23 protein-coding genes are annotated in these 26,110 nt (G+C 70.1%); 13 read left to right on the plus strand and 10 right to left on the minus strand.

Annotated features, from left to right (window positions below; genetic code table 11):
- Window positions 1-225: 225 nt before the first annotated feature.
- The gene (locus tag AB0903_RS28925; RefSeq protein WP_366707669.1) at window positions 226-1,299 is read right to left on the minus strand and encodes a LacI family DNA-binding transcriptional regulator; all 1,074 of its coding nucleotides are present in this window, start codon (window positions 1,297-1,299) and stop codon (window positions 226-228) included.
- A 139-nt stretch (window positions 1,300-1,438) separates the two neighbouring features.
- On the opposite strand from AB0903_RS28925, the gene AB0903_RS28930 reads away from it, so the two are divergent.
- Genes AB0903_RS28930 through AB0903_RS28940 form a run of 3 tightly spaced genes read left to right on the plus strand, consistent with a single transcriptional unit; the run spans window position 1,439 to window position 4,583 of the window.
- On the plus strand, window positions 1,439-2,590 hold the full coding sequence (locus AB0903_RS28930) for a Gfo/Idh/MocA family oxidoreductase (RefSeq protein WP_366707670.1): 1,152 nt from the start codon (window positions 1,439-1,441) through the stop codon (window positions 2,588-2,590).
- A complete protein-coding gene (locus AB0903_RS28935; RefSeq protein ID WP_366707671.1) occupies window positions 2,587-3,753 on the plus strand; it encodes a dihydrodipicolinate synthase family protein in 1,167 nt (388 codons plus the stop codon). The genes AB0903_RS28930 and AB0903_RS28935 overlap by 4 nt, the downstream gene beginning before the upstream one ends.
- On the plus strand, window positions 3,750-4,583 hold the full coding sequence (locus tag AB0903_RS28940) for a sugar phosphate isomerase/epimerase family protein (protein ID WP_366707672.1): 834 nt from the start codon (window positions 3,750-3,752) through the stop codon (window positions 4,581-4,583). Before AB0903_RS28935 ends, AB0903_RS28940 begins: the two co-directional genes overlap by 4 nt.
- Before the next feature lie 451 nt (window positions 4,584-5,034).
- Here AB0903_RS28940 and AB0903_RS28945 read toward each other — a convergent pair whose 3' ends face one another.
- From AB0903_RS28945 to AB0903_RS28970, 6 genes are all read right to left on the minus strand, one after another.
- Window positions 5,035-5,214 carry a hypothetical protein gene (locus AB0903_RS28945; protein WP_366707673.1) on the minus strand — a complete coding sequence of 60 codons (180 nt, stop codon included), beginning with the start codon at window positions 5,212-5,214 and terminating at the stop codon, window positions 5,035-5,037.
- 77 nt (window positions 5,215-5,291) lie between these two features.
- Window positions 5,292-9,965: a putative T7SS-secreted protein gene (locus AB0903_RS28950; RefSeq protein ID WP_366707674.1), complete on the minus strand. Its 4,674-nt coding sequence runs from the start codon at window positions 9,963-9,965 to the stop codon at window positions 5,292-5,294.
- Window positions 9,965-10,612: a hypothetical protein gene (locus AB0903_RS28955; protein WP_366707675.1), complete on the minus strand. Its 648-nt coding sequence runs from the start codon at window positions 10,610-10,612 to the stop codon at window positions 9,965-9,967. The genes AB0903_RS28950 and AB0903_RS28955 overlap by 1 nt, the downstream gene beginning before the upstream one ends.
- Window positions 10,609-11,145 (minus strand): SseB family protein, encoded by a 537-nt coding sequence (locus AB0903_RS28960; RefSeq protein ID WP_366707676.1) that lies wholly within the window; start codon window positions 11,143-11,145, stop codon window positions 10,609-10,611. The genes AB0903_RS28955 and AB0903_RS28960 overlap by 4 nt, the downstream gene beginning before the upstream one ends.
- 86 nt (window positions 11,146-11,231) lie before the next feature.
- A complete protein-coding gene (locus AB0903_RS28965) occupies window positions 11,232-11,456 on the minus strand; it encodes a DUF397 domain-containing protein (protein WP_366707677.1) in 225 nt (74 codons plus the stop codon).
- Window positions 11,443-11,664, minus strand: a complete 222-nt coding sequence (locus AB0903_RS28970; protein ID WP_366707703.1) for a Scr1 family TA system antitoxin-like transcriptional regulator — start codon at window positions 11,662-11,664, stop codon at window positions 11,443-11,445. Before AB0903_RS28970 ends, AB0903_RS28965 begins: the two co-directional genes overlap by 14 nt.
- An 83-nt stretch (window positions 11,665-11,747) precedes the next feature.
- On the opposite strand from AB0903_RS28970, the gene AB0903_RS28975 reads away from it, so the two are divergent.
- From AB0903_RS28975 to AB0903_RS29000, 6 genes are all read left to right on the plus strand, one after another.
- Window positions 11,748-12,044: a hypothetical protein gene (locus AB0903_RS28975; protein ID WP_366707678.1), complete on the plus strand. Its 297-nt coding sequence runs from the start codon at window positions 11,748-11,750 to the stop codon at window positions 12,042-12,044.
- Between the two features lie 118 nt (window positions 12,045-12,162).
- Entirely contained in the window at window positions 12,163-12,867 is a 705-nt protein-coding gene (locus AB0903_RS28980; protein ID WP_366707679.1) for a hypothetical protein, read from the plus strand.
- Window positions 12,868-12,975: 108 nt separating this feature from the next.
- Window positions 12,976-13,494, plus strand: coding sequence for a SigE family RNA polymerase sigma factor (locus AB0903_RS28985; protein WP_366707680.1), 519 nt, complete (start codon window positions 12,976-12,978; stop codon window positions 13,492-13,494).
- Window positions 13,491-14,195: a hypothetical protein gene (locus AB0903_RS28990; RefSeq protein ID WP_366707681.1), complete on the plus strand. Its 705-nt coding sequence runs from the start codon at window positions 13,491-13,493 to the stop codon at window positions 14,193-14,195. Before AB0903_RS28985 ends, AB0903_RS28990 begins: the two co-directional genes overlap by 4 nt.
- A gap of 491 nt (window positions 14,196-14,686) precedes the next feature.
- A complete protein-coding gene (locus tag AB0903_RS28995) occupies window positions 14,687-17,017 on the plus strand; it encodes an ATP-dependent RecD-like DNA helicase (RefSeq protein WP_366707682.1) in 2,331 nt (776 codons plus the stop codon).
- Between the two features lie 133 nt (window positions 17,018-17,150).
- Window positions 17,151-18,440 carry a citrate synthase gene (locus AB0903_RS29000; protein WP_366707683.1) on the plus strand — a complete coding sequence of 430 codons (1,290 nt, stop codon included), beginning with the start codon at window positions 17,151-17,153 and terminating at the stop codon, window positions 18,438-18,440.
- 860 nt (window positions 18,441-19,300) lie between these two features.
- Here AB0903_RS29000 and AB0903_RS29005 read toward each other — a convergent pair.
- From AB0903_RS29005 to AB0903_RS29015, 3 genes are all read right to left on the minus strand, one after another.
- Complete coding sequence (locus AB0903_RS29005) at window positions 19,301-19,621, minus strand: heavy-metal-associated domain-containing protein (protein ID WP_366707684.1); 321 nt, start codon at window positions 19,619-19,621, stop codon at window positions 19,301-19,303.
- 240 nt (window positions 19,622-19,861) lie between these two features.
- Window positions 19,862-20,059 carry a MarR family transcriptional regulator gene (locus AB0903_RS29010; protein ID WP_366707685.1) on the minus strand — a complete coding sequence of 66 codons (198 nt, stop codon included), beginning with the start codon at window positions 20,057-20,059 and terminating at the stop codon, window positions 19,862-19,864.
- Window positions 20,060-20,270: 211 nt separating this feature from the next.
- Window positions 20,271-21,182 (minus strand): sugar phosphate isomerase/epimerase, encoded by a 912-nt coding sequence (locus AB0903_RS29015; RefSeq protein WP_366707686.1) that lies wholly within the window; start codon window positions 21,180-21,182, stop codon window positions 20,271-20,273.
- Between the two features lie 137 nt (window positions 21,183-21,319).
- Here AB0903_RS29015 and iolC point away from each other — a divergent pair, with 137 nt between their 5' ends.
- From iolC to iolD, 4 genes are read left to right on the plus strand one after another with little or no spacing between them, the layout of a single operon-like run.
- Window positions 21,320-22,471 (plus strand): 5-dehydro-2-deoxygluconokinase, encoded by a 1,152-nt coding sequence (gene iolC, locus AB0903_RS29020; protein WP_366707687.1) that lies wholly within the window; start codon window positions 21,320-21,322, stop codon window positions 22,469-22,471.
- Entirely contained in the window at window positions 22,468-23,352 is an 885-nt protein-coding gene (locus tag AB0903_RS29025; RefSeq protein WP_366707688.1) for a deoxyribose-phosphate aldolase, read from the plus strand. The genes iolC and AB0903_RS29025 overlap by 4 nt, the downstream gene beginning before the upstream one ends.
- A gap of 16 nt (window positions 23,353-23,368) precedes the next feature.
- A complete protein-coding gene (gene iolB, locus AB0903_RS29030) occupies window positions 23,369-24,193 on the plus strand; it encodes a 5-deoxy-glucuronate isomerase (RefSeq protein ID WP_366707689.1) in 825 nt (274 codons plus the stop codon).
- Complete coding sequence (iolD, locus tag AB0903_RS29035) at window positions 24,190-26,097, plus strand: 3D-(3,5/4)-trihydroxycyclohexane-1,2-dione acylhydrolase (decyclizing) (RefSeq protein ID WP_366707690.1); 1,908 nt, start codon at window positions 24,190-24,192, stop codon at window positions 26,095-26,097. The genes iolB and iolD overlap by 4 nt, the downstream gene beginning before the upstream one ends.
- The last annotated feature ends 13 nt before the right edge of the window (window positions 26,098-26,110 follow it).

A 26,110-nucleotide genomic window follows, 5' to 3' on the forward strand; every position in this document is an offset into this window, starting at 1 on the left:
CCGTCATCGCTTGCGCGGCGCGGGGTGCCGGACCGGCCCGTCATCGCTTGCGCGGCGCGGGGTGCCGGACCGGCCCGTCATCGCTTGCGCGGCGCGGGGTGCCGGACCGGCCCGTCATCGCTTGCGCGGCGCGGGGTGCCGGACCGGCCCGTCATCGCTTGCGCGGCGCGGGGTGCCGGACCGGCCCGTCATCGCTTGCGCGGCGCGGGGTGCCGGACCGGCCCGTCATCGCTTGCGCGGCGCCGCCGTCGAGTCCCGGGACATCAGTTCCGCCGCGATCGTCGCGATGCCGCCCGGCGGAGGCGTCTCGTTGTCCATGGCCAGGCGGCCTGCCCTCGCGCCCGCCTCGAACAGAGGCAGGCGGACCGTCGTGAGCGCCGGGACCGCGTCCACGGAGAAGGGAAGGTCGTCGAAGCCCGCCACGGAGATGTCGTCGGGTATCCGCAGGCCCTGGTCGCGCAGGGCGGCACACGCCCCCAGCGCGACCGTGTCGTTCGCGGCGACGATCGCGGTCAGCCCCGGCTCCCTGCGCAGCAGTTCCAGGGTGGCGTCGTAGCCGGACCGGCGGTCGTACGGCCCGTGCACGGTGAGCCGTTCCTGCTCGGCGGCGTCCCCGCCGAGCCCTGCCGCTGCCATCGCAGCCCGGTGGCCCTCGAGCCGGTGGCGGGTCGTGGTGCGTTCCGCAGGGCCGGCGACGTATCCGATGCGCCGGTGGCCGAGCGTGATCAGGTGCTCGGTGAGCCGCCGTCCGCCGCCCCGGTTGTCGAAGGCGAGCGAGGCGACGACCGCGTCGCTGCCGGTCAGCGGCGGACGGCCGCACAGCACGATCCGCGTCCCGGCGTCGGCGAGCCTGCCGAGTTTCACGGTCATGGCCTCTATGTGGCCGGGGTCCTCCAGCGCGCCACCGGTGAGGATCACGGCGGCGGCCCGCTGACGCTGCAGCAGGGTGAGATAGGTGAGTTCACGCTCGGGTGAACCGCCGGTGTTGCAGACGACGGCGAGCTTCTCGCCGCCTCCCCGCCCCGTGCCCTCCTGACCGCCGATCTCGGTCTGTGCCGCTCCGGCCATGATCCCGAAGAAGGGGTCGGCGATGTCGTTGACGAGGATGCCGACGAGGTCGGACGTCGCGGCGGCGAGCGAACTCGCCGGGCCGTTGAGGACGTAGTCGAGATCGTCCACCGCGCGCAGTACCCGTTCACGCGTGGATGCGGCGACCGGGTAGTTGCCGTTCAACACGCGCGAGACCGTCGCCGGGGACACCCGGGCGCGGGCCGCCACATCCGCCAGGGTGACTGTCATCGCTTTCCTCCGGGGGAGATGGAGCGGCCCCCTTGTCCGGGCCGCTGTCGGCAGGCTAGCTTCATATCGCGTAGAAAGCGCTTGCTACGCTCATGTCGAGGGAACTCGGGAGAACCGAGATGAAAGATGGAGGCACTTCGTGACACGCAGGACAGTGCGGATCGCCATGAACGGCGTCACCGGGCGGATGGGCCACCGCCAGCACCTGGTGCGCTCGGTCCTCGCCATCCGTGAGCAGGGCGGTCTCGACCTCGGCGGCGGCGAAGTGCTCTGGCCGGAGCCGGTGCTCGTCGGACGGCGTGAACACGCGCTGCGTGAGATCGCCGAACAGCACGGACTTACCGAGATCTCGACCGACCTCGACGCCGTCCTCGCAGACGAGAGCATCGACGTCTACTTCGACGCACAGGTCACCTCGGCCCGCGTCGAGGCGCTGAAGAAGGCCATCGCGGCCGGCAAGCACATCTACACCGAGAAGCCGACCGCCACCGACCTGGCCGGCGCGCTCGAACTGGCCCGCCTCGCCGAGAGCACGGGCATCAAGCACGGCGTCGTCCAGGACAAGATCTTTCTGCCCGGCCTGATGAAGCTGAAGCGCCTCATCGACGGCGGCTTCTTCGGGGAGATCCTCTCCGTGCGCGGCGAGTTCGGCTACTGGGTCTTCGAGGGCGACTGGCAGGACGCCCAGCGGCCGAGCTGGAACTACCGGGCCGAGGACGGCGGCGGCATCACCGTCGACATGTTCCCGCACTGGGAGTACGTGCTGCACGAGCTGTTCGGCCGTGTCACCTCCGTCAACGCGCACATCGCCACGCACGTTCCGCAGCGCTGGGACGAGCAGGGCAAGCCGTATGCGGCGACCGCGGACGACGCCGCGTACGGCATCTTCCAGCTGGAGGGCGGCGCCGTCGCCCAGATCAACTCCTCCTGGACGGTACGGGTCAACCGCGACGAGCTCGTCGAGTTCCAGGTCGACGGCACGCACGGCTCGGCCGTCGCCGGCCTGCGCAACTGCCGTGTCCAGCACCGGTCCGCCACCCCGAAGCCGGTGTGGAACCCGGACCTGCCCGTCACCGAGTCCTTCCGCGGCCAGTGGCAGGAGGTCCCGGACAACACCGAGTTCCACAACGGCTTCAAGGCCCAGTGGGAGCTGTTCCTGCGCCATGTCGCCGGCGACGAGCCGTACCACTGGGACCTGCTGGCGGGAGCGCGAGGCGTGCAACTCGCCGAGCTCGGCCTGCGCAGCTCCGCCGAGGGCCGACGCCTCGACGTACCGGAGCTGACGCTGTGACGGTCCGACTGCCCCGCGCCGACGGGTCCTTGTCCGCGTACGAGCCGCGCACCGAGCCTCTGAACTTCACCTCCGGCGCCCCGCTCACCTCCCGTGCGGTCTTCTCCGCCGCCCATGTGGTGGCCGACCCGTACGCCGACATCAGCCCCGACGCGCCCGCCGCCGTCGACTGGGACGCCACGCTCGCGTTCCGCCGCCACCTGTGGTCGCACGGGCTCGGCGTGGCGGAGGCCATGGACACGGCGCAGCGCGGCATGGGCCTGGACTGGGCGGGTGCGGCCGAGCTGATCCGGCGCTCGGCGGCGGAGGCGGAGGCGGTCGGTGGCACGATCGCCTGCGGGGTGGGCACCGACCAGCTGACCGGCCCGGCATCCGTCGCCGAGGTGCGGGACGCCTACGAGCAACAGCTCGCCCTGGTCGAGTCCACCGGCGCGCAGGCGATCCTCATGGCCTCACGGGCGCTGGCCGCCGCTGCGGCGTCCGCCGACGACTACCTGGACGTCTACGGCCACCTGCTTCGGCAGGCGTCCGAGCCGGTGATCCTGCACTGGCTGGGCCCCATGTTCGACCCTGCGCTGGACGGCTACTGGGGCTCGTCCGACCTGGACGCGGCCACGGAGACCTTCCTCGACGTCATCGCGGCGCACCCCGACAAGGTCGACGGCATCAAGGTGTCCCTGCTGGACGCACGGCGGGAGGTGGAGCTGCGCCGCCGCCTCCCGCAGGGCGTGCGCTGCTACACGGGCGACGACTTCAACTACCCCGAGCTGATCGCGGGCGAGGAGCCGGCGGCGGGAGGACGTTTCAGCCATGCGCTGCTCGGCATCTTCGACCCGCTGGGCCCACTGGCGGCGGAGGCCGTACGCGTCCTGGACACCGGCGACGCGGCAGGCTTCCGCAAGCTCCTCGACCCGACCGTCGAGCTGTCCCGCCATTTGTTCCAGGCACCGACCCGCTTCTACAAGACGGGCGTGGTGTTCCTCGCCTGGCTGTCCGGCCACCAGTCCCACTTCACGATGGTCGGCGGGCTCCAGTCGGCACGCTCCCTGCCGCACCTGGCCCGCGCGTACGAACTGGGCGACGGCCTGGGCCTGTTCCCGGACCCGGCGCTCGCCGAGTCCCGCATGAAGTCCCTGCTCGACGTGTACGGAGTCCCCCGGTGAGCCCTGACCTGAGCCGCTTCAGCATCAACCAGATGACGGTCAAGCAGCTGAGCATGCCCGAACTGACCGAGGCGTGCGTCCGGCTGGGCGTCCCTGCCGTGGGCCTGTGGCGCGAACCGGTCGCCGCGTACGCGCTCGACGCCACGGCCAAGCTCGTACGGGACGCGGGCCTGACGGTCACGTCCCTCTGCCGCGGCGGTTTCCTGACGGCGCTGGACCCGGACGACCGGGCCCGCGCCCTGGACGACAACCGGGCCGCGATCGACGAGGCGGCCACCCTGGGCACGGACACGCTGGTCATGGTCTCGGGCGGCCTTCCGCCCGGCAGCCGCGACCTGGTCGCGGCCCGCGAACGGATCGCGGACGGGTTGTCGGCCCTGGTCCCCTACGCGGCCGAACGCGGGGTCCGTCTCGCGATCGAGCCCCTGCACCCGATGTTCGCCTCGGACCGGTGCGTCGTCTCCACCCTCGACCAGGCCCTCGACCTGGCGGAGCGCTTCCCGGCGGACCGGGTGGGCGTCGTCGTGGACACGTACCACGTCTGGTGGGACGACCGGGCCCCGGCGGCCGTGGCCCGCGCGGGAGCCGCCGGCCGCATCCACTCCTTCCAACTGGCCGACTGGACGACCCCGTTGCCCACCGGTGTCCTCAACGGCCGCGGTCAGCTCGGCGACGGCGCGATCGACCTGCGCGAGTGGCGCGAGCGGGTGGAGGCGGCGGGCTGGTCGGGCTTCATCGAGGTGGAGCTGTTCAACGACGGGCTGTGGGCGCGGGACGGGGTGGGGGTGCTGGAGGAGACGGCGGAGCGGTTCGCGGGGGAGGTGTTCTGAGCGCTGGGCGCGGGGCGAAAGCCCTCGCGCCCACTCTTCCTCGCCTTGCCTTCGTGGTCATCCAGCGGCCATGAAGGCGATGTACTCGTACTCCTCCCCGAACAGTACGAGCAGTCGTCGCTTGTTGGGTCTCGCTGACAGAGATACAGGGCGCTCCTCGCGCCAGCAGCCGTTTCCCTGTGAGACCGTCGGGGGGTGGCGCTGTGGAAATGTGCCTCGACCGCGGTTACTTCGCGTCGTTGTACATGCTCCTCGCCCAGTGAGTCAGCTCCTGGGCAGAGCACGTCCAGTCTGCCCAATGACACCTCATTGGGCTCGGATTCCGTCTCCTCCCGGCCAAGGCCCCGCAGTCAGGCAATTCCACAGCCAACGCAAAGGATCGTTCGTTCCCGCAACAGCTCCGCCACCAGATGTTGCGCTTGAAGCCCGGCTCCATGTACCGGTGCGGCGTTCAGGTGCCGTTGCCCCGCAGTCGCCGCGCAACGTCGATATCCCGCCCCAGCGCGCTGAACCGAGGAGGTTCGCGGTCGGCATCCAGAACGACAACGTGGATTTCGTCGCCGATTTGGGGAGCAGTGACGCTGTCGTCCCACCAGGACGGATGCTTGACCTGGTCGATGAAGCCACTCACTCCGCTCCCTTCGGCCTTGCACCCCACGGGGGATACGGCGGTCACCGTGACGTCTAGTTCCTGGTGATTGCGAAGTTTCACGTCGGCCCTCCGAAGATTTCTATCCAGCTGCGCCCTAGCGTCAGCTCGTTGAATCTGTCCAGCTTTTCCACGGGTATCTCAAATTCTAGTCGTGCAGCACCGCTCGGCCCGTTGTAATCATGAATTTTCGCATAGTCGCCGAATTCCTCCAGGAATGAGAGGTGCATCTTGTATTCCACCATACCCTTGGCAAAATTCACCCCCGTTGGTCCAGCATACTCTGCGGCAACAGCGCGCTCTCCGAAGTAGATTTTTCCGTCGGAGATAATACCTCCACCTATGTCGACGCCAGGTTGATGGTTGGCCGGGTTCGGGCCGTGCGCAAGCTCGTGTTCTGCATGCGCTCCCTTTGGCGTCCGGTAAATAGGTAGGTAGTCCGGAGCCAGTCCCAAGCAGTCCGTCCATGCGTGGGGGTTAGTAACGTAGGTCGACGGATTAGGGGCGGCGGCAAGCCCGACAGGGTCTTGAGTCAGGTAGCGGCCAATTTCTGGGTCGTAATAGCGGAAATAGTTGTAGTGCAACCCGGTTTCGGTGTCGGCGTATTGCCCCGGGAAACGAAGAGGGGCATAGGAGACGCTGTCGACAGACCATGCGGTAGTTCCCCAAAGGGCGCCGCGAGTGCGCCATGCAATCCTCCCCGCCTCGTCCAAGAGTTCACTGGGAGTGCCGACGAGGTCGCTGACGATAGCGAAGAATCGAGAATTGATCTCTTCTTTGGCGCCTTGAACGATGCGTTCGGTCTGGGCGATGGATCGCAGACCGTAATGGTCCCAAGTGAGGGCAACCGGCGTGAAAAGCGTTACGCTTTCCGTCACTTCTTCGCAGAGCTTGCTTCCGTCCCATGTGAATGTGGTTCGCTCGCCAACGGCTTGGAGGTCGTCGGATAGACGTTGCTTTGAGACGCGGCGGCCGAGGGCGTCGTACTTGTAGCGCCAGAGTGTGCCGTCCGGTGTGGTGACCGAGCGCATGCGGTCTTCGGCGTCCCATTCGTAGCGCCAGGTGTCGGGTTTGCGGGAGAGGCGGGTTTTCTGGCGGAGGGTGATGCGGCCGAGAGCGTCGTGTTCGTAGCGGATGGTGCCGGCGCGGGTGATGGTGGTGCCGGTGTAGTGGCGGGTGCCGACGGCTTCTTGGCCGGGATGGGTGGAGGGCCAGGATGCCTGGGTCTGGTTACCGGCTTCGTCGTAGGCGTAGCGCTCCGTCCAGCCCGCTGCGTGGACGGCGGTGACCCGGCCGGCGGGGTCGAGGTCGAAGGTGCGGGGGCCGCTCAGTTGGTCGGTGAGGCCGGTGAGGTTGCCGTCGGCGCGGTAGGTGTAGTCGCGGCGTTGGATGCTGCGGCCTGCGGATGCGGTGACGTGCTGGCTGGTGAGGCGGCCGAGCGGGTCGTATTGGTTGGTGAAGGAGACGGTGTCGCAGATGTGGCGTGCGGTCTCCTGGCCGGCGGCGTCGTGTTCGAAGGTGATGGTGCGGCCGGAGGTGGTGAGCGAGGTGCGGCGTCCGGCTGGGTCGTAGGTCCAGGTGCTGGCCGCGCCGGTGGGGGTGGTGCGTCCGGTGCGGCGTCCCAGGATGTCGTAGGTGTACGACGTGGTGCGGCCGTCGACCGTCTCGGAGACCAGGCGGCCGTAGCGGTCGCGGAGCCAGGTGACGGTGGCGTCCGGGTTGACGGCTTCGGCGAGTTGGTCCGAATAGTCGTAGGCGAAGGTGGTGACCGTGCCGGCGGCGTCCTTGCGGACGAGGCGGTCCAGGTCGTCGTGTTCGTAGTGGATCGTCTGGCCGAGGGCGTCGGTGCGGGAGACCAGGCGACCGGCCGGGTCACGCTCGTACAGGAGGGTGCGGTTGTCGAAGTCGGTCTCGGATATGAGGTGACCGGCTGCGTCGTAGTCGTAGTTCCAGGTCAGTCCTTGTGGGTTGAGGACCTGGGTGAGGCGCAGCTCGTGGTCGTGTGTGAACTCGTAGCGGACGCCGTCGGGGCCGGTGCGGGCGCTGATGAGGTCGAAGTGGGTGTATTCGAAGCGGGACACCTGGCCGAGGGCGTCGGTGTGGGTGGTGCAGTTGCCTTCGCCGTCGTACGTCCAGGACTGGTGGGTGCCGTCGGCCTCTGTGCGGCGGGCGAGTTTGCCTTCCGGTGTCCATTCCAGTCGGGTCGTCGCGCCGAGGGGGTCGGTGAGGGTGACGGGGCGGCCGAAGGCGTCGCGCCTGATGCGGGTTGCCGCTCCGAGCGGGTTCGTGACCTCCACCGGGAGGCCGGATGTGTCGGTGCGGATGTGGGACGTGTTGCCGAGGGCGTCGGTGATCGAGGTGAGGTGGCCGGCCTCGTCGTAGGTGTAGTGGGTGACGGCGCCGGTCGGGGCGGTCACGCCGGTGCGGTTGCCGCGCTCGTCGTATTCCTGGCGGACCACTGTGCGGTCCGGGTTGACCACGCGGACGGGAAGGCGGAGTTCGTTGTACTCGGCGGTTGTGCTGCGGCCGTCGGGGCGGACCATTTCGGTGAGGGATCCGGCGGCGTCGTATGTGAAGCGTGTGGTGCGCCCGAGCGGGTCGGTGCGGGACAGGAGGCGGTTGTAGCGGTCGCGTTCGTAGCGGGTGACCGCGCCGAGCGGGTCGATCTCTTTGACGACCTGGTGTGCGTCGTTGATGACGAAGCGGTTGACCGCGCCTGCTGCGTTCGTCGTGGTCGTGGCGCGCAGGCCCGTCTCGGCATCGACGCCGTCGTAGTCGAGTCGCAGGGCCATGTGGCCTTCGGTGCCGCCTTCGGCGACGCACCTGTCCCGGTCGTCGTAGGTGTAGTCGTAGTGGCTGCCGTTGGTGTCGGTCCAGGACGTGACGCGGCCACGCTCGTCGTAGGCGAACGTGAGTGGCAGGCCGGAGGAGTTGGTGACGCTGGTGAGGTGGCCGTGGGTGTAGCCGTAGCGCAGGATCTGCTGGTCGGTGCCGTCGGGGGCGGCGCCGGCGAGGTGCAGGGCGGTTACCCTGTCTTCGCTGGTGGTGAGCTTCAGGTGGTAGCCGCCCGCGTGAACGATCGAGGTCGGGGTGCCGGTCTCGTCGTCGTACTCGAAGGTGATCCAGTTGCCGTTGCGGTCGTCGATCTGGGTGAGCAGTGCCAGGTCGTCATGGCGGGTGGTGAAGCGCCAGGTGCGGCCGGTCGCCGGGTCGGTGATCGTGTAGTCGCCGGTGGTGTCGCGGTCCAGTGGCCACCGTGGCCCGTGACTGGGCAGGACGGGAACGCCGGGGGCGGGGTGGGGGTACGCCAGGAGCAGGCCGTCCTCGCAGACGAAGACGACGCCCTCGGAGTCGATCTCCAGGCGCTGGTCGACGGTGGATGACCAGGTGGGACCGAACCAGCGCCCGGCCCGGTAGTCGGAGGCGACGCGGCGGCGAAAGACCAGCGGCGGTGTGCCGGGCAGGACGATGTCCGTCTGCGGCAGGTACATGACGCCAGTGGCCAGGTCGATCGGGTCGGTGCCGTTGCTGTGGACCGCTGCCGGCGGTCGGGAGGAGGCGGCCGCGTCATCCACGCCTTCGCGAGCAGCAGTTCTCGCACCCGTGGTGGCCGCGTCCTTCATCCCTGCACGAGCCACGGTCTTCAGGGCTCCGGCGCCTTTGGTGCCGATGAGTTCGGGGATGAGACGGCCGATGAACTCGGACGGGTCGCCCTTCGCGGCGTCCCAGGCGTTCTTCAGGGCCCGGTCGGGGTTGGCGAGGGTGGAGGCGATGCCGGCGAGCGTCATGTTGACGCCCTTGTAGTACTCGGCCGGGTGGGACAGGTTGTACGGGTCGATCGGGGCGACGGAGCGGACGAAGTTGACGACGCCCGCCGCGCCCTTGACCACGCCGCCGGCCAGATGCATGACCTCCACACTCTGGGCCAGCTGGTGATCCAGGAACTCGAGCTTCAGCTTCTCCCGCCCGGTCGGCTCCTGCGGGGCGTGCGCCATCGCCGCCGTCACCGCGCCCTTGGCTGTCTCCCCGGCCTCGTTGCGGGCTTTGCGCGCATCGGCGAGGATCTCCCGGGCCCGTGCACGCTTGGCCTTTCCCGGATCGGAGAACGTGCCGGGATGCGGCAGCGGACTGTCCCCGTTGCGGGCCGCGTTGTAGGCGTCGACCTTCTTGTTGTACGCCTCGACCGCAGTCTTGGAGTCGGCCTCGCCCTCCTTGTAGAGGGCGATCGCCTCCTTGGCCTTGCCCTGGGCGCCGGTGACCGCCTTCGAGTAGGTCTCCAAAGCGTCGGCCGCGTCCTCGAACGCGTCCGCCGCACGCAGCCAGTCCGTGGGCAGCGTGGAGAACTTCCCCCGGAAGGTGTCGGCGGCCTCCCCCTTCCAGCGGCCGGAGTCCAGCTTCTTCATCCCGCCGCCGACCAGATCGAACGCCTTTTGGAAGTCGCGCAGGTTCTTCACCGTCGCGGCGATCTCGACCGGCCGGCCGTGGATCAGCTCATCGGCCTCCTCGCTCTGGCCGAGCTGCTGCTCACCCACCTCCGCACCCAGCGAGGACGCGGTCTCATCACCCCAGTCCTCGACCGCGTCCGCCCAGTCGTCGGCGCCGACCTTCTCCAGACCCGCCCCGACCTTGTCCGTGGTCCAGTCGACACCCTCACCGACCAGTTCCTTGCCCTTGTCGACCCCCTTGTCGAAACCGTCGACCAGCTTGTCGGTCAGATCCCCCAGACCGCCCATCAGCGACTCTCCCCCCACCGCGGCTGCTCGGCCTGGTCGACCGTCGCCTGATCGGGATCGAGATCCTGCCTGATCTGCTCGTCCATCCGCTCCCGCACGACCGGATCAATGATGCCCGCACGCTCCAGAGCGTCGTTCTGCGCGTCCATCACGTCATACGTGGTGTTGGCCCAGCTCTGCTTGACCTCGCCATGCGCCTCGGTGAACGACTCCGGGCTCCAGTCCGCGTTGTCGATCGGGGACTGGGTGCTGATCGTGTCCCAGCTCATCTGCTTGACCTCGTCCTCCGACAGATGCGGATTCCCGTTCAACGAGTTCACACCGATCTTGATCGCATCCTTGACGTACCGCTCCTGCTCCGCGAACGAGCCCGCGGACAACCCCACCCCCTGGGCAAAGGCGTTGCCCTTCAGGGTCAGGGCCCGAACTCCCCATTCCCACCGGTTGCAGAACGTCTCGAACTCGGCCGTCAGCCCGCGGTGACCCAACTCCAGGCCCGACAACGCCAGATCCGAGAACCCGCGGCCGACCGACGCCGTGCCGATCATCCCGAGGTCCTTCAGCTCGGCATGCGCCAGATCGATACCTTTCGCGATCTCCGCCAATGCCGCCGGCGGCGCCACCAGATCTGCGTTCTCCCCGCTCACCGCGTCCCCCCGAGATCGACCGCCACAGCGTCAGGCACGATCCCCGCCACCGGCGGGAACACCATGCCCTCCTCACTGCCCGCATCCAGCGCGACCCCCGCCGGCGCCGTCAGCATCGGCACCATCACGTCCAGCAGCCGGGCACCCAGGATCGTGCGGTACTCCCACTCACACCCCGCCTCCCCCTGGGCGCGGGCGAACCGGGCCAGCGCCTCCTCGTCCGAGAACGCGCAGATCCACCGCACCCCGTTGAAGTCCGCCGTCCACAAACTCCCGTGCGCATCGAACGGCACCAGCACCGCCGTACGCCGGAACTCCCCCAGCAACCGAGCAAACCCGCGCCGCGCAACAGCCACCTCATCCACGACCGACAAGGTCGCGAGCGATGCCGGTTGCTCAAAGAGCCCGGCCGATGCCGCGGAAGCACCCGGGCCGGCAGGTTCGGCAGGCTCGGCCCACTCCGGAAGGCCGGCCAACTCCGAAAGTCTGGAGAGCCGAGAAGGCTCCGGTATGTCATCCCCGTTGTCACTCACGCACAGGATGCTGTCACGACGAACTTCTCGCGAGCAACGAAGTACATCGGGCGCGGTGGCAGGAAGGCACCACCGCGCCCAGGCGTTCAGGCGGCCAGGCCGCCGCTCCGGATCGCCGTCACGAACGCCGCCCAGCCGCCCGCCGAGAACACCACGGCGGGGCCGGTCGCGCGCTTGCTGTCGCGTACGGGGACGCGGGCGTGGCCGTGGGCGACTTCGAGGCACTCACCCTGGTCGCCGCCGCTGTAGCTCGACTTGAACCATCCGCCGAGCGTGGACGCGTCGCGGACGGTGGGCTCACTGCTGACCATGTTCGTGTTCCTCTGCTGCCGGCCTCACCAGGGCCAGGGACTCCTGCTGCGACAAGGCGTCGCTCAGCGCAAGAGCGTAGGCGGTCTGGCTGGCGCTCACCAGGGCCGGTTCGTCCATCAAGCGGCCGGTGAACAGGCTCTCCACGTAGGCGATCGATGCCGAGTCCTCGAAGTCCATGAGGGTCTCGTGGCACACGAGAGGCGGCAGCGGGCGCGGCGGCGCACGGTGTGGTTCGCCGCGCGCGGGGTGGACCTCGGGCACCGGTGGGACCGCACGGGGGAGTGGGACGGATGAACGGGTCGCCGCCGGAAGGGGCGAGGCTGCTGCCCTGGACCGGGCCGGAGGGCAGGCCCTGCTACGTCATCGGTGACGGGACCGGCCCGGTGTCGCGCGTCGCGGATGCCGTGGAGAGCGTCCAGCTCGGCATGGCGGGCGACTTGCTCGACCATGCGGCGACGATGCTGGCGGACCGCCGGGTGACATACGGCGAACTGCACTACCTGGCTGCCCGGCTGAGCGAGTCGTTGCGGGACGTGAAACGGGTGGCCGAGGGCCGCCGAGGGGGCGGTGGCTCCCGGCCGTGGTGAGGTGCTCCGGTGCCGGGGCTCGCGGCAGGTCCGGAAAGAAGTTCTCCGCCGACGACATAGACGCGAGGGCCGCCCGTCGTCTGAGACGTGAAGGCAAGTCCCGATCAGCGGAGGACACATGAAGACGAAGAGACTCGTCATGGCAGGGGTCGTGGCGATGGCTCTCGCGGGTGGTGCCGGCACGGCGCTCGCCCTGGGCGGCTCGTCCCAGCCGGCTGCGGACGCTGCGGACGCTGCGACTGATACCGCCGGCATCGCCGGTACCGCAGAGGCCGCGACCGGAGGCACCGACACCGCACCGGCGGCGTACGCCGACACCGCACCGGCGGCCTACGCCGACACCGCACCGGCGGTGTACGCCGAGACCGCCGAAGCGTCCGGGCCGCGCGTCGTGCAGCCGTACGAGCCCGTGGAGATGGGCCAGGGCGCCAGGATGGGACTGCTGCCGCAGGGCAGGCAGAACTATGTGGTGGCCTGGGGCGACGACTTCGCGGAGTCGGTCGCACGGTCCAAGAAGTACGTGGGGGACAGCATCCGCCCCAACAGCCTCAGCGGCGGGCTGTACACCGACGGGGACGACGCGCTGTTCACCGGCGCGTTCCGCAGCGACGTCGTGCCCGCACGCATCACCGTCCGCGTCGGCAACGGCCCTGAGCAGGAAGCCGGCGTGCTCAGGCTGCCGGGCGACCCCGGCTGGGGCACGTACTACCTCGACGCCGCCGGGGACGGCGCCCTGAAGGAGACCGTCGAGGTCACCGCGTACGGCGCCCACGGCGGGGTGCTCGCGGCGCTGTCGTACGAGCCCTTCCTCGCCGGACGCTGACGACACAGCCGCCCGCGTGCGGCCATGTCGCGCTGTCGTGCCGGTGACGAGGGAACGGCACGACGGCGTGGCCTGTGACGCATGCGGACCGCGAATACGAGGACTCGATTGAAGAGCAGCACGGAGGCGGACTTCCGGGCGTTCGTGGTCAGCCGCTGGCCGCGCATGCTGCGGACCGCCCATCTCCTGACCGGGCATCACCACGACGCGGAGGACCTGGTGCAGGCCGCCCTCGCCAAGGCTTACGTGAAATGGGAGCGGATACAGGGCGCCGACGATCCCGACTCCTATGTGTGGCGCATCATGATCAACGCCAATGTGGACCGGCTGCGGCGCATCCGCCTGCGCGAGTGGCTGACCACCCGGTTTCCGGAGTCGGCGGGGCCGGACCGCGCCGACTCCGTCGCCGAACGCAGCGCCGTTCTCGAGGCGCTCGCCCGGTTGCCGGCGAAGCAGCGCGCGGTGGTCGTGCTCCGCTATCTGGAGGACCGCAGCGAGAGTGAGGTGGCGCGGCTGCTGGGAACGGGCGTCGGAACGGTACGCAGCCATACGGCGCGGGCGCTGAGGAAACTGCGGGAACAGCCGGGCCTGGTACCGGTCAGTGCGATGGGGGAGCGGCAGCCGTGAACGAGGACGACATGCGATTGCGGGACGCGCTGCGCCGCGAGGCGGACACGGTGCCGCACGGCTTCGCGCCGGTCGAGGCCGTGCTGCGCCGCGGGCGTACGGCACGCCGCCGGCGCACGGCCGCGCTGGCGGGAACGGCCACGGCGGTGGCCGCATTGCTGACCCTCGGCACCCTCGGTGGTCCCTCTTCGGCTCAGGACCCGGCGCCCCCCGCCTCAGCAGCCCCGGACACGGCGCCGCCCGCCCCGGCCCCGCTGCCGGAGGTCCGCGTCGTGAGGCCGTACGAACCCGTGCCGATCGGACACGGGTTCAGCATGGCGCTGCTGCCCGAAGGCAGGCAGAACTTCGTCGTGGGGACGGGGGACATCGGCGCGTCCGTGGAGCAGTCACGGCAGTACGTGGGCGACAGCATCCGGCCCAACAGTCTCAGTTCAGGGCTGAGCAGCGGAGACGGGCCCCCTCTCCTTTGCGGCGCGTTTCGCTCGGACACGGTCCCCGCCCGGGTCGAGGTCCGCCTCGACTCGGGCGAGCGGCTCGCGGCGGCCGCCCTGCGTCTGCCGGGCGCCGGGGACTGGGGTGCGTACTACGCCTTCGGCGACGCGGGCCATGACGTCGGGGGCTGGACCGTGACGGCGTACGCGGGTGACGGCTCCGTGCTGGTGGAGCAGCACTTCGAGGGCATGGGCGGCTTCGGGCGGTGACGCCGACCCGGCAGGTGTACCCCGCCGGGCAGGGGCCACGAGCAGCGGCCCCGGGCAGGACATGCGGGCATCGAATCGGGCAGGGGCCCCGGACTGCCGGGGCGGCACCGGATTGCCGGGGTGGCACCGGACTATCGGGGTGGCCCCGGACGCGCCGCCAGTGGCCGGAACTGGTCGGGAAACATGGCGAAAACTACTCCCAGCGATCGTGCAACCATCTCTGCGTGACCGGAGTCGTATGTGTCGTCAGGTTCACGGGGGTGCGTATCCGGGGGGAGGCGCCGAGCCTGACGGTGGGGGAGCGTGCGGGGCCCGGTCTTCGACCGGGCCCCCTTGGCTTCTCCAGGGCCCTTGGCTTCCCTGCGACCCGTGGCTTCTCCAGGACCCTCGGCTTCCCTGCGACCCGTGGCTTCCCCGGGCCTGGTTGTCCACACCGGCCTGGTTGTCCACAGGCAGGCCGCGATGTCGGCCTGTGGCGATAACGTCGGGTCATGTCCAATCCGGCCGTCTTCCAACCCGCCGTACTCGAGGGCGTCCTCGAGCGCATCACGTATGCCAACGAGGACAACGGCTACACGGTCGCGCGCGTCGACACCGGGCGCGGCGGCGACCTGCTCACCGTCGTCGGCTCGCTGCTCGGTGCGCAGGTCGGCGAGTCGCTGCGGATGGAGGGCCGTTGGGGCTCCCACCCGCAGTACGGCAAGCAGTTCACCGTGGAGAACTACACGACGGTCCTGCCGGCCACGATCCAGGGCATACGCCGCTATCTCGGCTCCGGTCTGATCAAGGGCATCGGGCCGAAGATCGCCGAACGGATCGTCGACCACTTCGGCACCGACACCCTCGACGTCATCGAGCAGGAACCGAAGAGGCTCATCGAGGTGCCCGGACTGGGGCCGAAGCGGACCGGAATGATCGGCGCGGCATGGGAGGAGCAGAAGGCCATCAAGGAGGTCATGGTCTTCCTCCAGGGCGTGGGCGTGTCGACGTCCATCGCGGTGCGGATCTACAAGAAGTACGAGGACGCCTCGATCTCCGTCGTGAAGAACCAGCCGTACCGCCTCGCGGCCGACGTGTGGGGCATCGGCTTCCTGACCGCCGACCGGATCGCCCAGGCGGTCGGCATACCCCACGACAGCCCGGAGCGGGTCAAGGCCGGGTTGCAGTACGCCCTGTCCCAGTCCACCGACCAGGGGCACTGCTTCCTGCCTGAAGAACGGCTGATCTCGGACGCGGTGAAGCTGCTCGCCGTCGACACCGGCCTTGTCATCGACTGCCTCGCCGAGCTCGCGGCCGACGACGAGGGCGTCGTGAGGGAGCGGGTCCCCGGGCCGGACGGGGGCGAGCCGGTGACGGCCGTGTATCTGGTCCCCTTCCACCGTGCGGAGCTGTCCCTCGCCGGACAGGTGCGGCGGCTGCTGACGGCGCAGGACGACCGGATGGCGGCCTTCCAGGACGTGGCCTGGGACAAGGCGCTGTCCTGGCTCGCGGAGCGGACGGGGGCCGAGCTGGCGCCCGAGCAGCAGGCGGCGGTGAAGCTGGCGCTCACCAGCAAGGTCGCCGTCCTGACCGGCGGGCCCGGCTGCGGCAAGTCGTTCACCGTCCGTTCCGTCGTGGAGCTGGCGCGGGCCAAGAAGGCCAAGGTGGTGCTCGCCGCTCCCACCGGGCGCGCCGCCAAGCGCCTCGCCGAGCTGACGGGGGCGGAGGCGTCGACCGTGCACCGGCTGCTGGAGCTGAGGCCCGGCGGCGACGCGGCGTACGACAGGGACCGGCCGCTCGACGCGGATCTGGTCGTCGTCGACGAGGCATCGATGCTGGATCTGCTGCTGGCGAACAAGCTGGTCAAGGCCGTGGCACCGGGCGCACACCTGCTGATGGTCGGGGACGTCGACCAGCTCCCGAGCGTGGGGGCCGGCGAGGTGCTGCGGGACCTGCTCGCCGACGACGGCCCCGTGCCGAATGTGCGTCTCACGCGGATCTTCCGGCAGGCCCAGCAGTCCGGTGTCGTCACCAACGCGCATCGGATCAATTCGGGACTGCAGCCCGTCACCACGGGGCTGGAGGACTTCTTCCTCTTCGTGGAGGAGGAGACGGAGGACGCGGGCCGGTTGACGGTCGATGTGGCGGCGCGCCGCATCCCCGCGAAGTTCGGTCTCGACCCGCGCCGTGACGTGCAGGTACTGGCGCCCATGCACCGCGGGCCGGCCGGGGCCGGGACGCTCAACGGGCTGCTCCAGCAGGCGATCACGCCGGCCCGCCCGGAGCTCCCGGAGAAGCGGTTCGGCGGCCGCGTCTTCCGCGTCGGTGACAAGGTCACCCAGATCCGCAACAACTACGACAAGGGCCTCAACGGAGTCTTCAACGGCACGGTGGGCGTCGTCACCTCGCTGAACACGGACGACCAGCGGCTCACCGTCCTGACGGACGAGGACGAGGAGATCGCGTACGACTTCGACGAGTTGGACGAGCTGGCGCACGCGTACGCGGTGACGATCCACCGCTCGCAGGGCAGCGAGTATCCGGCGGTGGTGATCCCGGTCACCACCGGAGCCTGGATGATGCTTCAGCGGAATCTGCTCTACACGGCCGTCACGCGGGCGAAGCGGCTCGTGGTCCTCGTCGGGTCGCGCAAGGCGATAGGTCAGGCGGTCCGGACCGTTTCCGCGGGCAGGCGGTGCACCGCCCTCGCGCATCGGCTCGCCGTCCGGTCCGCGACGGCCGGTGCCGCCGGGCAAGGTGACGGTTGGGGCACCCTCGGGGGTGGGAAACACCACCTCGACCCCACCCCGGCTTCCGGAACCGGGGCGAAGGGGGCAAGATGAGCAGGTTGGCGGCACTGAGTGCCGCCGATAGGCCCAATGGTCGACCCCGAGTGCACTCTCCTGAGCCAAATGGGGGATGGTAGAGACAGTCAGGGCACCTCGAAGAAGAGGCACTACGTCGGTGAGGGATGACGTGAGCGACAACTCTGTAGTACTGCGGCACGCGGACGGTGAATACACCTACCCGGTGGTCGAGAGCACCGTCGGCGACAAGGGCTTCGACATCGGGAAGCTCCGAGCCCAGACCGGTCTGGTCACCCTGGACAGCGGATACGGCAACACCGCCGCCTATAAATCCGCCATCACCTACCTCGACGGCGAGCAGGGCATTCTGCGCTACCGCGGTTACCCGATCGAGCAGCTGGCCGAGCGCTCCACCTTCCTCGAGGTGGCGTCGCTGCTGATCAACGGCGAGCTGCCGACCGTCGACGAGCTGGCGTCGTTCAAGGGTGAGATCACGCAGCACACGCTGCTGCACGAGGACGTCAAGCGCTTCTTCCAGGGCTTCCCGCGCGACGCCCACCCGATGGCCATGCTGTCCTCCGTGGTCAGCGCGCTGTCGACGTTCTACCAGGACAGCCACAACCCGTTCGACGAGAAGCAGCGCCATCTGTCGACGATCCGGCTGCTCGCCAAGCTGCCGACGATCGCGGCGTACGCGTACAAGAAGTCGATCGGCCACCCCTTCGTCTACCCGCGCAACGACCTGGGGTACGTCGAGAACTTCCTGCGCATGACCTTCTCGGTCCCGGCGCAGGAGTACGAGCTCGACCCGGTCGTGGTCTCCGCGCTCGACAAGCTGCTGATTCTGCACGCGGACCACGAGCAGAACTGCTCCACCTCCACGGTGCGCCTGGTCGGCTCGTCGCAGGCGAACATGTTCGCTTCGATCTCCGCCGGTATCAGCGCCCTGTGGGGTCCGCTGCACGGTGGCGCCAACCAGTCGGTGCTGGAGATGCTCGAGGGTATCCAGGCCAACGGCGGAGATGTCGACTCCTTCATCCGCAAGGTGAAGAACAAGGAGGACGGCGTCCGGCTGATGGGCTTCGGCCACCGGGTCTACAAGAGCTTCGACCCGCGGGCGAAGATCATCAAGGCTGCGGCGCACGACGTCCTCTCGGCGCTCGGCAAGTCCGACGAGCTGCTCGACATCGCGCTGAAGCTCGAGGAGCACGCGCTCTCCGACGACTACTTCGTCTCGCGCAACCTCTACCCGAACGTGGACTTCTACACGGGTCTGATCTACCGCGCGATGGGCTTCCCGACCGAGATGTTCACCGTGCTGTTCGCGCTCGGCCGGCTGCCCGGCTGGATCGCCCAGTGGCACGAGATGATCAAGGAGCCGGGGTCCCGCATCGGCCGCCCCCGTCAGATCTACACCGGCGAGGTCCTGCGCGACTTCGTCCCGGTGGAGGCCCGCTGAGCCGCACACGTTCCGAGCCGGGCCACTGAGCCCGGTCCCGGCTGTTCCGGGGCCGGTGCGGCCCCGGAGGCCCGGAAGCCAGAACAGCGGAAAGCGCCCCGCTGCCGATCCCCCCACGGGTCGGCAGGCGGGGCGCTTCCCATTTTCCCGACAGCGGATTCCCCCCACGGGATCCGGCCGGGCGTCTGTGGACCGCAGAACCTCACGCGGTATGCCGGGGTACGTACGGGAGGGCCGCTCAAAGCTCCCCGGTGCACGTGCCCCGGCCAACGCTTGCCTGGGACGTCCCCCAAGACATCCCATGAACGTCCCCCAAGACGTTCTCGGCATCGCCCCTTCAGACTCTCATCGAGTCTGAAGGGTTACCCCCAAATATCTGTGATCTAGGTCTCGTTGTGAAGGTCCTGTGACCTGTTCGTAGTCACGAGAAGGAGCGCGGGTGCAGGCCGCCGGGCATCGCAAACGCGGACGAAAAGGCCATGGAAAAATCGCCGATCATGGGGTTGAGCAGGCCGGATGCCGGCTGGGGCGGTGCGGCGGCGCTGTAGCCAAAGGCCCGGTAAAAATTGCCTTTGATCGTGGCCGGAGTCCGTCTTGCGAGACGGATGGCGACGGCTGCGAGACGCGGATCACCCCGTGCGAGCGCCCTCCAGGTTCGGCCTCTTCTCGGCGCGAGCCGTGCGGGAGGCGCAGGCCGCCCCGCCGATGGCGAGCCCTGCCCCGGATGTTCCCGGCTCGGGACTCCGCGGATGTTCCCGGCTCGGGACTCCACGCGGCCGGGCCGCACCTGACCGGTATTCCGTCCGGTCGGGTGCGGGCCCGGCCCGTGCTCGGTCCGGGCGCCGGCGCCCGGCGCCTGCTCAGTCCTTGCCCGCGAGCTCGTAGCCGGCCTCGTCGACGGCTGCGCGCACCGCGTCGTCGTCCAGCGGCGCGTCGGACACCACGGTCACCCGGCCGGTGGCGGCGACGGCGGTCACGGACGTGACGCCGGCGATCTCGGAGATCTCGCTACTGACGGCCCCCTCGCAGTGGCCGCAGGTCATGCCGGTGACCTGGTAGACGGTGGTCACGCCGTCCTGCGGGGCCGCGGCGGTGTCGTGGCAGGCGCCGGTGGGCGAGCAGCAGGAACCCGCCGCACCCGTGTCCTGGACCTCGATGCCGGTCTTCGTCTCTGCGGTCATGTCGCTCTCCTCTTCAGGGCTTCGACGCGCGCATCGGCGACGCGTACGGGGGTCGGGACGCGGTGCGCCGGGGGCTGCCGGCGACCGCGGTCTTCTGCCGCAGCTCCAGTATACCCCTAGGGGGTATGAACACGGATATGCCTCGCCGTGAGGGGCCGGCGGCGCTTTCCCCATGGCGTGCGGGCGGCCCCGGCACCGTCCTCGGGTGCGGGAACCGCCGTGCTCACGGCGCGCCGTGTCTCACTCTCTGCGGCCTCTGTTCCCCGGCCGGTTGGCGACCCATGCGCGGATCGTGTCGGCGTACCAGTACGGCTTGCCGGACTCCACATGGTCCGGGGACGGCAGGAGACCATGCTTGCGATAGGAGCGGACGGTATCCGGCTGCACCTTGATGTGCGCGGCGATGTCCTTGTAGGACCAGAGCCTTCTGTCCGTCATGTGCGGCACCTCCCTGCGCGCGCAGCAGAGGCGGTCGGTATGCCGTCGGGGGAGCTGCCGCGCGGACGCTGGCGATCACTGAGCCTTTGCCCGTTGAACGACATGGAGTGCTCGGAGGAGGGCGCCTGTTGAACGTCTGTGACGGAAGGCCCGCGTAATGGAGACATGTGTGATGTGTGGGTGACAACAGTGACAGACATGATGTGGCGTGTCAGATGCCGCAGGACCGTAGAAAACCGCGTGTGCGTTCGGCGATGGGGAGGGGTTTGTCCGGCGGACACGGATACATGTCCTGTTCGACGATGGCGAAGAGATCGACGCCCAGCGACCGGGCCGCGGTCAGTACGGGTTCGAGCGCGGGAACCCCGGTCGGCGGCTCGCACATCACGCCACGGCCCACCGCGGGTCCGAAGGGCACCTCGTCGGCCACGACGTGCGCGAGGACCTCGGGGTCGACCTGCTTGAGATGGAGGTAGCCGAGCCGCTCCCCGTAGGTCTCGATGAGCTTGACGCTGTCACCGCCGCAGTAGGCGTAGTGCCCGGTGTCCAGGCAGAGCGAGACGCGGTCGGGATCCGTGGCGTCGAGGAAGCGGGTGACGTTCTCCTCGGTGTCGATATGGGTGTCGGCGTGCGGGTGGACGACGATCCGAAGCCCGTAGCGCTCGCGCACCTCGTGACCGAGCCGTTCCGTCTGCTCCGTCAGATCGCGCCACTGCTCCGGGGTGAGGGTGCGGTCCTCGATCACCCGGCCCGTCTTGTCGTCACGCCAGAAGGAGGGGATCACGACCAGATGCGACGCGCCCATCGCCCGGGTCAGTGCCGCGATGTCGGAGACATGCGCCCACGTCTCGTCCCACACCGCGGGACCGTGGTGCAGGCCGGTGAAGACGGTCCCCGCCGACACCTTGAGGCCGCGCCGCGAGGTCTCCTCCGTCAAGCGGGCCGGATCGGTTGGCAGATAGCCGTAAGGGCCGAGCTCGATCCACTCGTAACCGGCGTGTGCGACCTCGTCGAGGAAACGCTGCCAGGGGACCTGATGGGGATCGTCGGGGAACCACACCCCCCACGAGTCGGGGGCCGAGCCGACCCGGATGCGGTTCAGGGCGGGTACGGATGAGGTCATGCCGGCCACTTTCCGGCCGCCGGAGAAAGGTGTCAAGCCTTGGTCCGAATGTAAGGACAAAATGTTGACAGGGTTCGCCGGAGACCGCTAGACCTGGTCTCAGCCGGCACCGGCGGGTTCGAATCGAAGGGACGCGCATGCCTCAGCCGTATGACGTGATCACGATGGGCCGGATCGGGGTCGACCTCTATCCCCTGCGTACCGGGGTCCCGTTGGCGCAGGTCGATACGTTCGGGAAGTTCCTGGGCGGCTCCGCGGCGAACGTCGCCGTCGCCGCGGCCAGGCTCGGCCGGCGGACCGCGGTGATCACCAGGACGGGGCGCGACGCCTTCGGCGACTATCTCCACCAGGCGCTCGGTGAGTTCGGCGTCGACGACCGCTGGGTCACCGCCGTGGACGCGTACCCGACGCCGGTCACCTTCTGCGAGATCTTCCCGCCGGACGACTTCCCCCTCTACTTCTACCGTCTGCCGAAGGCGCCCGATCTCGAGATCCGCGAAGACGAGTTGGACCTGGAGCGCATCCGCGACGCACGGGTCTTCTGGGTGACCGGTACGGGACTGTGCGCGGAGCCGAGCCGGTCGGCGACGCTCGCGGCGCTGGCTCACCGGGCCCGGTCGGGAACCACCGTGTTCGACCTCGACTGGCGGCCGATGTTCTGGCCCGACCCGCGCGAGGCGAGCGCCTACTACGCCCAGGCCCTGACCCACGCCACCGTCGCGGTGGGCAACGTCGAGGAGTGCGAGATCGCCACGGGTGAGCGCGAGCCGTACGCCGCCGCCCGCGCCCTGCTGGCGGCCGGGGCCGAGCTCGCGGTCGTCAAGCAGGGCCCCAAGGGTGTGCTCGCCGTGCACCGGGACGGCACCGAGACGGTGGTACCGCCGGTGCCGGTCGACGTCGTCAACGGCCTGGGCGCGGGGGACGCGTTCGGTGGCGCGCTGTGCGACGGCCTGCTGGCGGGGCGGGAGTTGGAGCTGACGATGCGGTACGCCAACGCTGCGGGGGCGATCGTGGCGTCGCGGCTGGCGTGCTCTACGGCGATGCCGTACGCGGAGGAGGTGGAGACCGTCCTCGCGGGCGGCCCGCCCCCACCGGACCCGAGCGCGCCCCCGGACCGGAACCGGGGCCCGGACCCGGCCGTGCCTGCTCCCGGCCCGGCCGCGCCTGGCCGACCCGCCCCCGACTCCGCTGCGCCGGCCCAGGACCCCGCAGCCACCGGCCCGGCCGCCCCTGGCCGCGCCGCCCCCGACTCCGCCGAGGACCTGGCGGCCCGGGGGGAGTCGTCGTGAGCCGGGTCGACGTCTCCGAGCTCGTCGGGATCCGCGCCCGCCACCCGGAGGCGGTCGCGGAGGCAGCCGTACGCCGCCGGCGGCGCCCCCGGCTGGTCGGGGACAGCGGACGGCTGATGGTCGTCGCCGCCGACCATCCCGCCCGCGGAGCCCTCGACGTCGGCGACCGCCGCTTCGCCATGGCCAACCGCCTCGACCTGCTGGAACGGCTCTGCCTCGCGCTGTCCCGCCCCGGCGTCGACGGTGTCCTCGCCACCGCCGACATCCTCGACGACCTCCTGCTCCTCGGCGCCCTCGACGACAAGGTCGTGATGGGTTCCATGAACCGCGGAGGGCTCGCCGGGGCCGCCTTCGAACTCGACGACCGTTTCACCGGCCACCGCGCCCGCGACCTCGAACGGCTGGGTTTCGACGCGGGCAAGCTGCTCCTGCGTATCGACTACGGCGATCCGGCCTCGCTCGACACGCTGGCCGCCGCGGCCCGCGCCGTCGACGAGATGGCCGAGCGTCGGCTTCCCGTCTTCATAGAGCCGTTCCTCTGTCACCGGACCGACGGCCGGCTCCGCAACGATCTCAGCGCCGAAGCCGTCACCCGCTCCATCGCCATCGCCTCCGGACTGGCCGGCACTTCCGCCTACACCTGGCTGAAGGTGCCCGTCACCGACGACCCCGACGACATGCGGACGGTGCTGGAGACGTCCACCCTGCCCGCGGTCCTGCTCGGCGGCGACATAGGGGACGACCAGGACCGCGCGTACGAGAAATGGCGCGACGCGCTGCGACTGCCCACGGTCCAGGGCCTGGTGGTGGGCCGCTCACTGCTCTATCCGGTCGACGACGACGTGGCGGGCGCGGTCGACACGGCCGTCGGACTGCTCTAGGGGGTACGGACAAGGCATGGAAGACAACGACGAGCCGCGGGGTCTGCACGTTCCCGCGGGCAGCGCCGCGAGCGCGCCGTACGCCGTGAGCATCAGTCCCGAGCAGGCCGGCTGGGGCTACTCCGCCCTACGCGTCCTCGAGCTCGAGCCGGGAGGCTCGCACCTGCTGACCGCGGGTGACAGCGAGTGGATCGTGCTGCCGCTCACCGGTGGTTGCACCGTTCGGACGCAGGACGAGACCTTTGAACTGCAGGGGCGCGACAGCGTGTTCGGCGGAGTGAGCGACTTCGCCTATGTGCCGCGCGACGCCCGTGCCCGCATCGCCTCCGGTGCGGGAGGCCGCTTCGCCCTGGCAGGAGCGAGGTGCGAGCGCCGACTCCCCGCTCGCTACGGCCCCGCGCCGGAGGTACCCGTCGAGGCCCGCGGCAGCGGCAGTCAGGCCCGCGAGGTCCACAACTTCGCCGCTGCCGGTGCCTTCGCCTGCGACCGCCTGATCGCCGTCGAGGTGCTCACCCCCGGCGGCAACTGGTCCTCCTACCCGCCGCACAAACACGACGAGCACCGCCCCGGCGAGGAGAGCGAACTGGAGGAGATCTACTACTTCGAGATCGACGGCGGCGGCCTGGGCTACCAGCGCGTCTCCCCGTCCCGGCCCGGCGGCGCCGATCTCCTCACCGAGGTCCGCACCGGAGACGCCGTCCTCGTGCCCGACGGCTGGCACGGCCCGTCCATCGCCGAGCCGGGCCACACCATGTACTACCTCAATGTGATGGCGGGCCCCGGCGCCGAGCGCGAGTGGCTGATCCGCTTCCACCCCGACCACACGGAGGGTTACCGGTGACCACCCGACGCCCGGCCGGCTCACCGCCGCCGACGACCCGGCGGCTGACCACAGCCCAGGCACTCGTCGCCTTCCTCACCCGCCAGTACACCGAGCGCGACGGCCGCCGCCGGCGGCTGATCGGCGCCACCTGGGGCATCTTCGGCCACGGCAACGTGGCGGGCGTCGGGCAGGCACTTCTGGAATCCGCCCAGGAGATGCCGTACCTCCAGGGCCGCAACGAACAGGCCATGGTCCACGCCGCCGTCGGACACGCCCGCCAGTCCCGGCGGTTGGCCGCCCACGCCGTCACCACATCCATCGGCCCCGGCGCCACCAACCTGGTCACCGGCGCCGCCCTCGCCACCATCAACCACCTGCCCGTCCTGCTGCTCCCCGGCGACACCTTCGCCACCCGGCCCGCCGACCCCGTCCTCCAGCAACTCGAAGTGCCGTACGCGGGCGATGTGTCGGTGAACGACTGCCTGCGCCCCGTCTCCCGCTGGTTCGACCGGATCACCCGCCCCGAGGCCCTCGTCCCGGCCGCGCTCCAGGCGATGCGCGTCCTCACCGACCCGGCCATGACCGGCGCGGTCACCCTCGCCCTGCCGCAGGACGTCCAGACGGAGGCGTACGACTGGCCGGAGGACTTCTTCGCCGAGCGCGTCTGGCGTGTCCCCCGGCCCCGCCCCGACGCCGAGGCGACGGCGCGGGCGGCAGCCGCGCTGCGCGAGGCCCGCCGTCCGCTGCTCGTCGCCGGCGGCGGCGTCCACCACTCGGAGGCGGAGGACGCGCTGCGGGCCTTCGCCGAGGCGACCGGCGTCCCGGTCGCCTCCACCCAGGCCGGCAAGGGATCACTGCCGTACGACCACCCGTGCGACATCGGCGGCATCGGCCACACCGGCACCGCCACGGCCGACGACCTGGCACGCACCGCGGACCTGGTGATCGGTGTCGGCACCCGCTGGTCCGACTTCACGACCGCCTCCTCGACCCTCTTCCAGGACGGACACGTCCGCTTCGTCAACATCAACGTCACCGGCTTCGACGCCCACAAGATGTCGGGCCTCTCCCTCGTCGCCGACGCCCGCGCCGCGCTCAAGGAGCTGACCGCGGCCGTCGGGGGACATCGCGTCGACGCCGCGTACGCGGCGGAGTACGGCCGGGCCAAGGCGGCCTGGGAGCAGCGGGTGACGGCGGCCTTCACCGCCCCCGACCCCGCCCTGCCGCCCACCCAGTCGCAGGTCCTCGGCGCGCTGGACTCCCTGGTGACGGGGGACGACATCCTCGTCAACGCCGCCGGCTCCCTCCCCGGCGACCTGCACAGACTGTGGCGCGCCCGGTCCGCCGACCAGTACCACGTCGAGTACGGCTACTCCTGCATGGGCTACGAGATCCCGGCCGCGATCGGCGTCGCCATGGCCGCCCCCGGCCGCCCGGTGTGGGCGCTCGTCGGGGACGGCACGTACCTCATGAACCCCACCGAGATCGTCACCGCCGTCCAGGAGGGCGTGCCGGTCAAGATGGTGATCCTGCAGAACCACGGCTACGCCTCCATCGGCGGCCTCTCCGAGTCGGTGGGCTCCGAGCGCTACGGCACCGCCTACCGCCACCGGGCCGCCGACGGCACCTTCACCGGCGCCCCGCTGCCCGTCGACCTCGCGGCCAACGCCGCCTCCCTCGGCATGCGGGTGATCCGCGCCCGCACCGTGCGTGACCTGCGTGAAGCGCTGGCCGAGGCCCGCGCCGCCGACGTGCCCACATGTGTCTACGTCGAGACCGAAACGGCAGACACTGTGTCGGGCCCGCCCGGAGCACAGGCGTGGTGGGATGTTCCGGTGGCCGAGACCGCGACGCGTCCGGCCGCGGTCAAGGCCCGGGAGGAGTACGACCGGCAGGCCGCAGCCCGACGCCGCCATCTGTGAAGGAGCATTTCGT

It is taken from the genome of Streptomyces sp. NPDC048389 (assembly GCF_040706335.1).
Classification (GTDB): domain Bacteria; phylum Actinomycetota; class Actinomycetes; order Streptomycetales; family Streptomycetaceae; genus Streptomyces.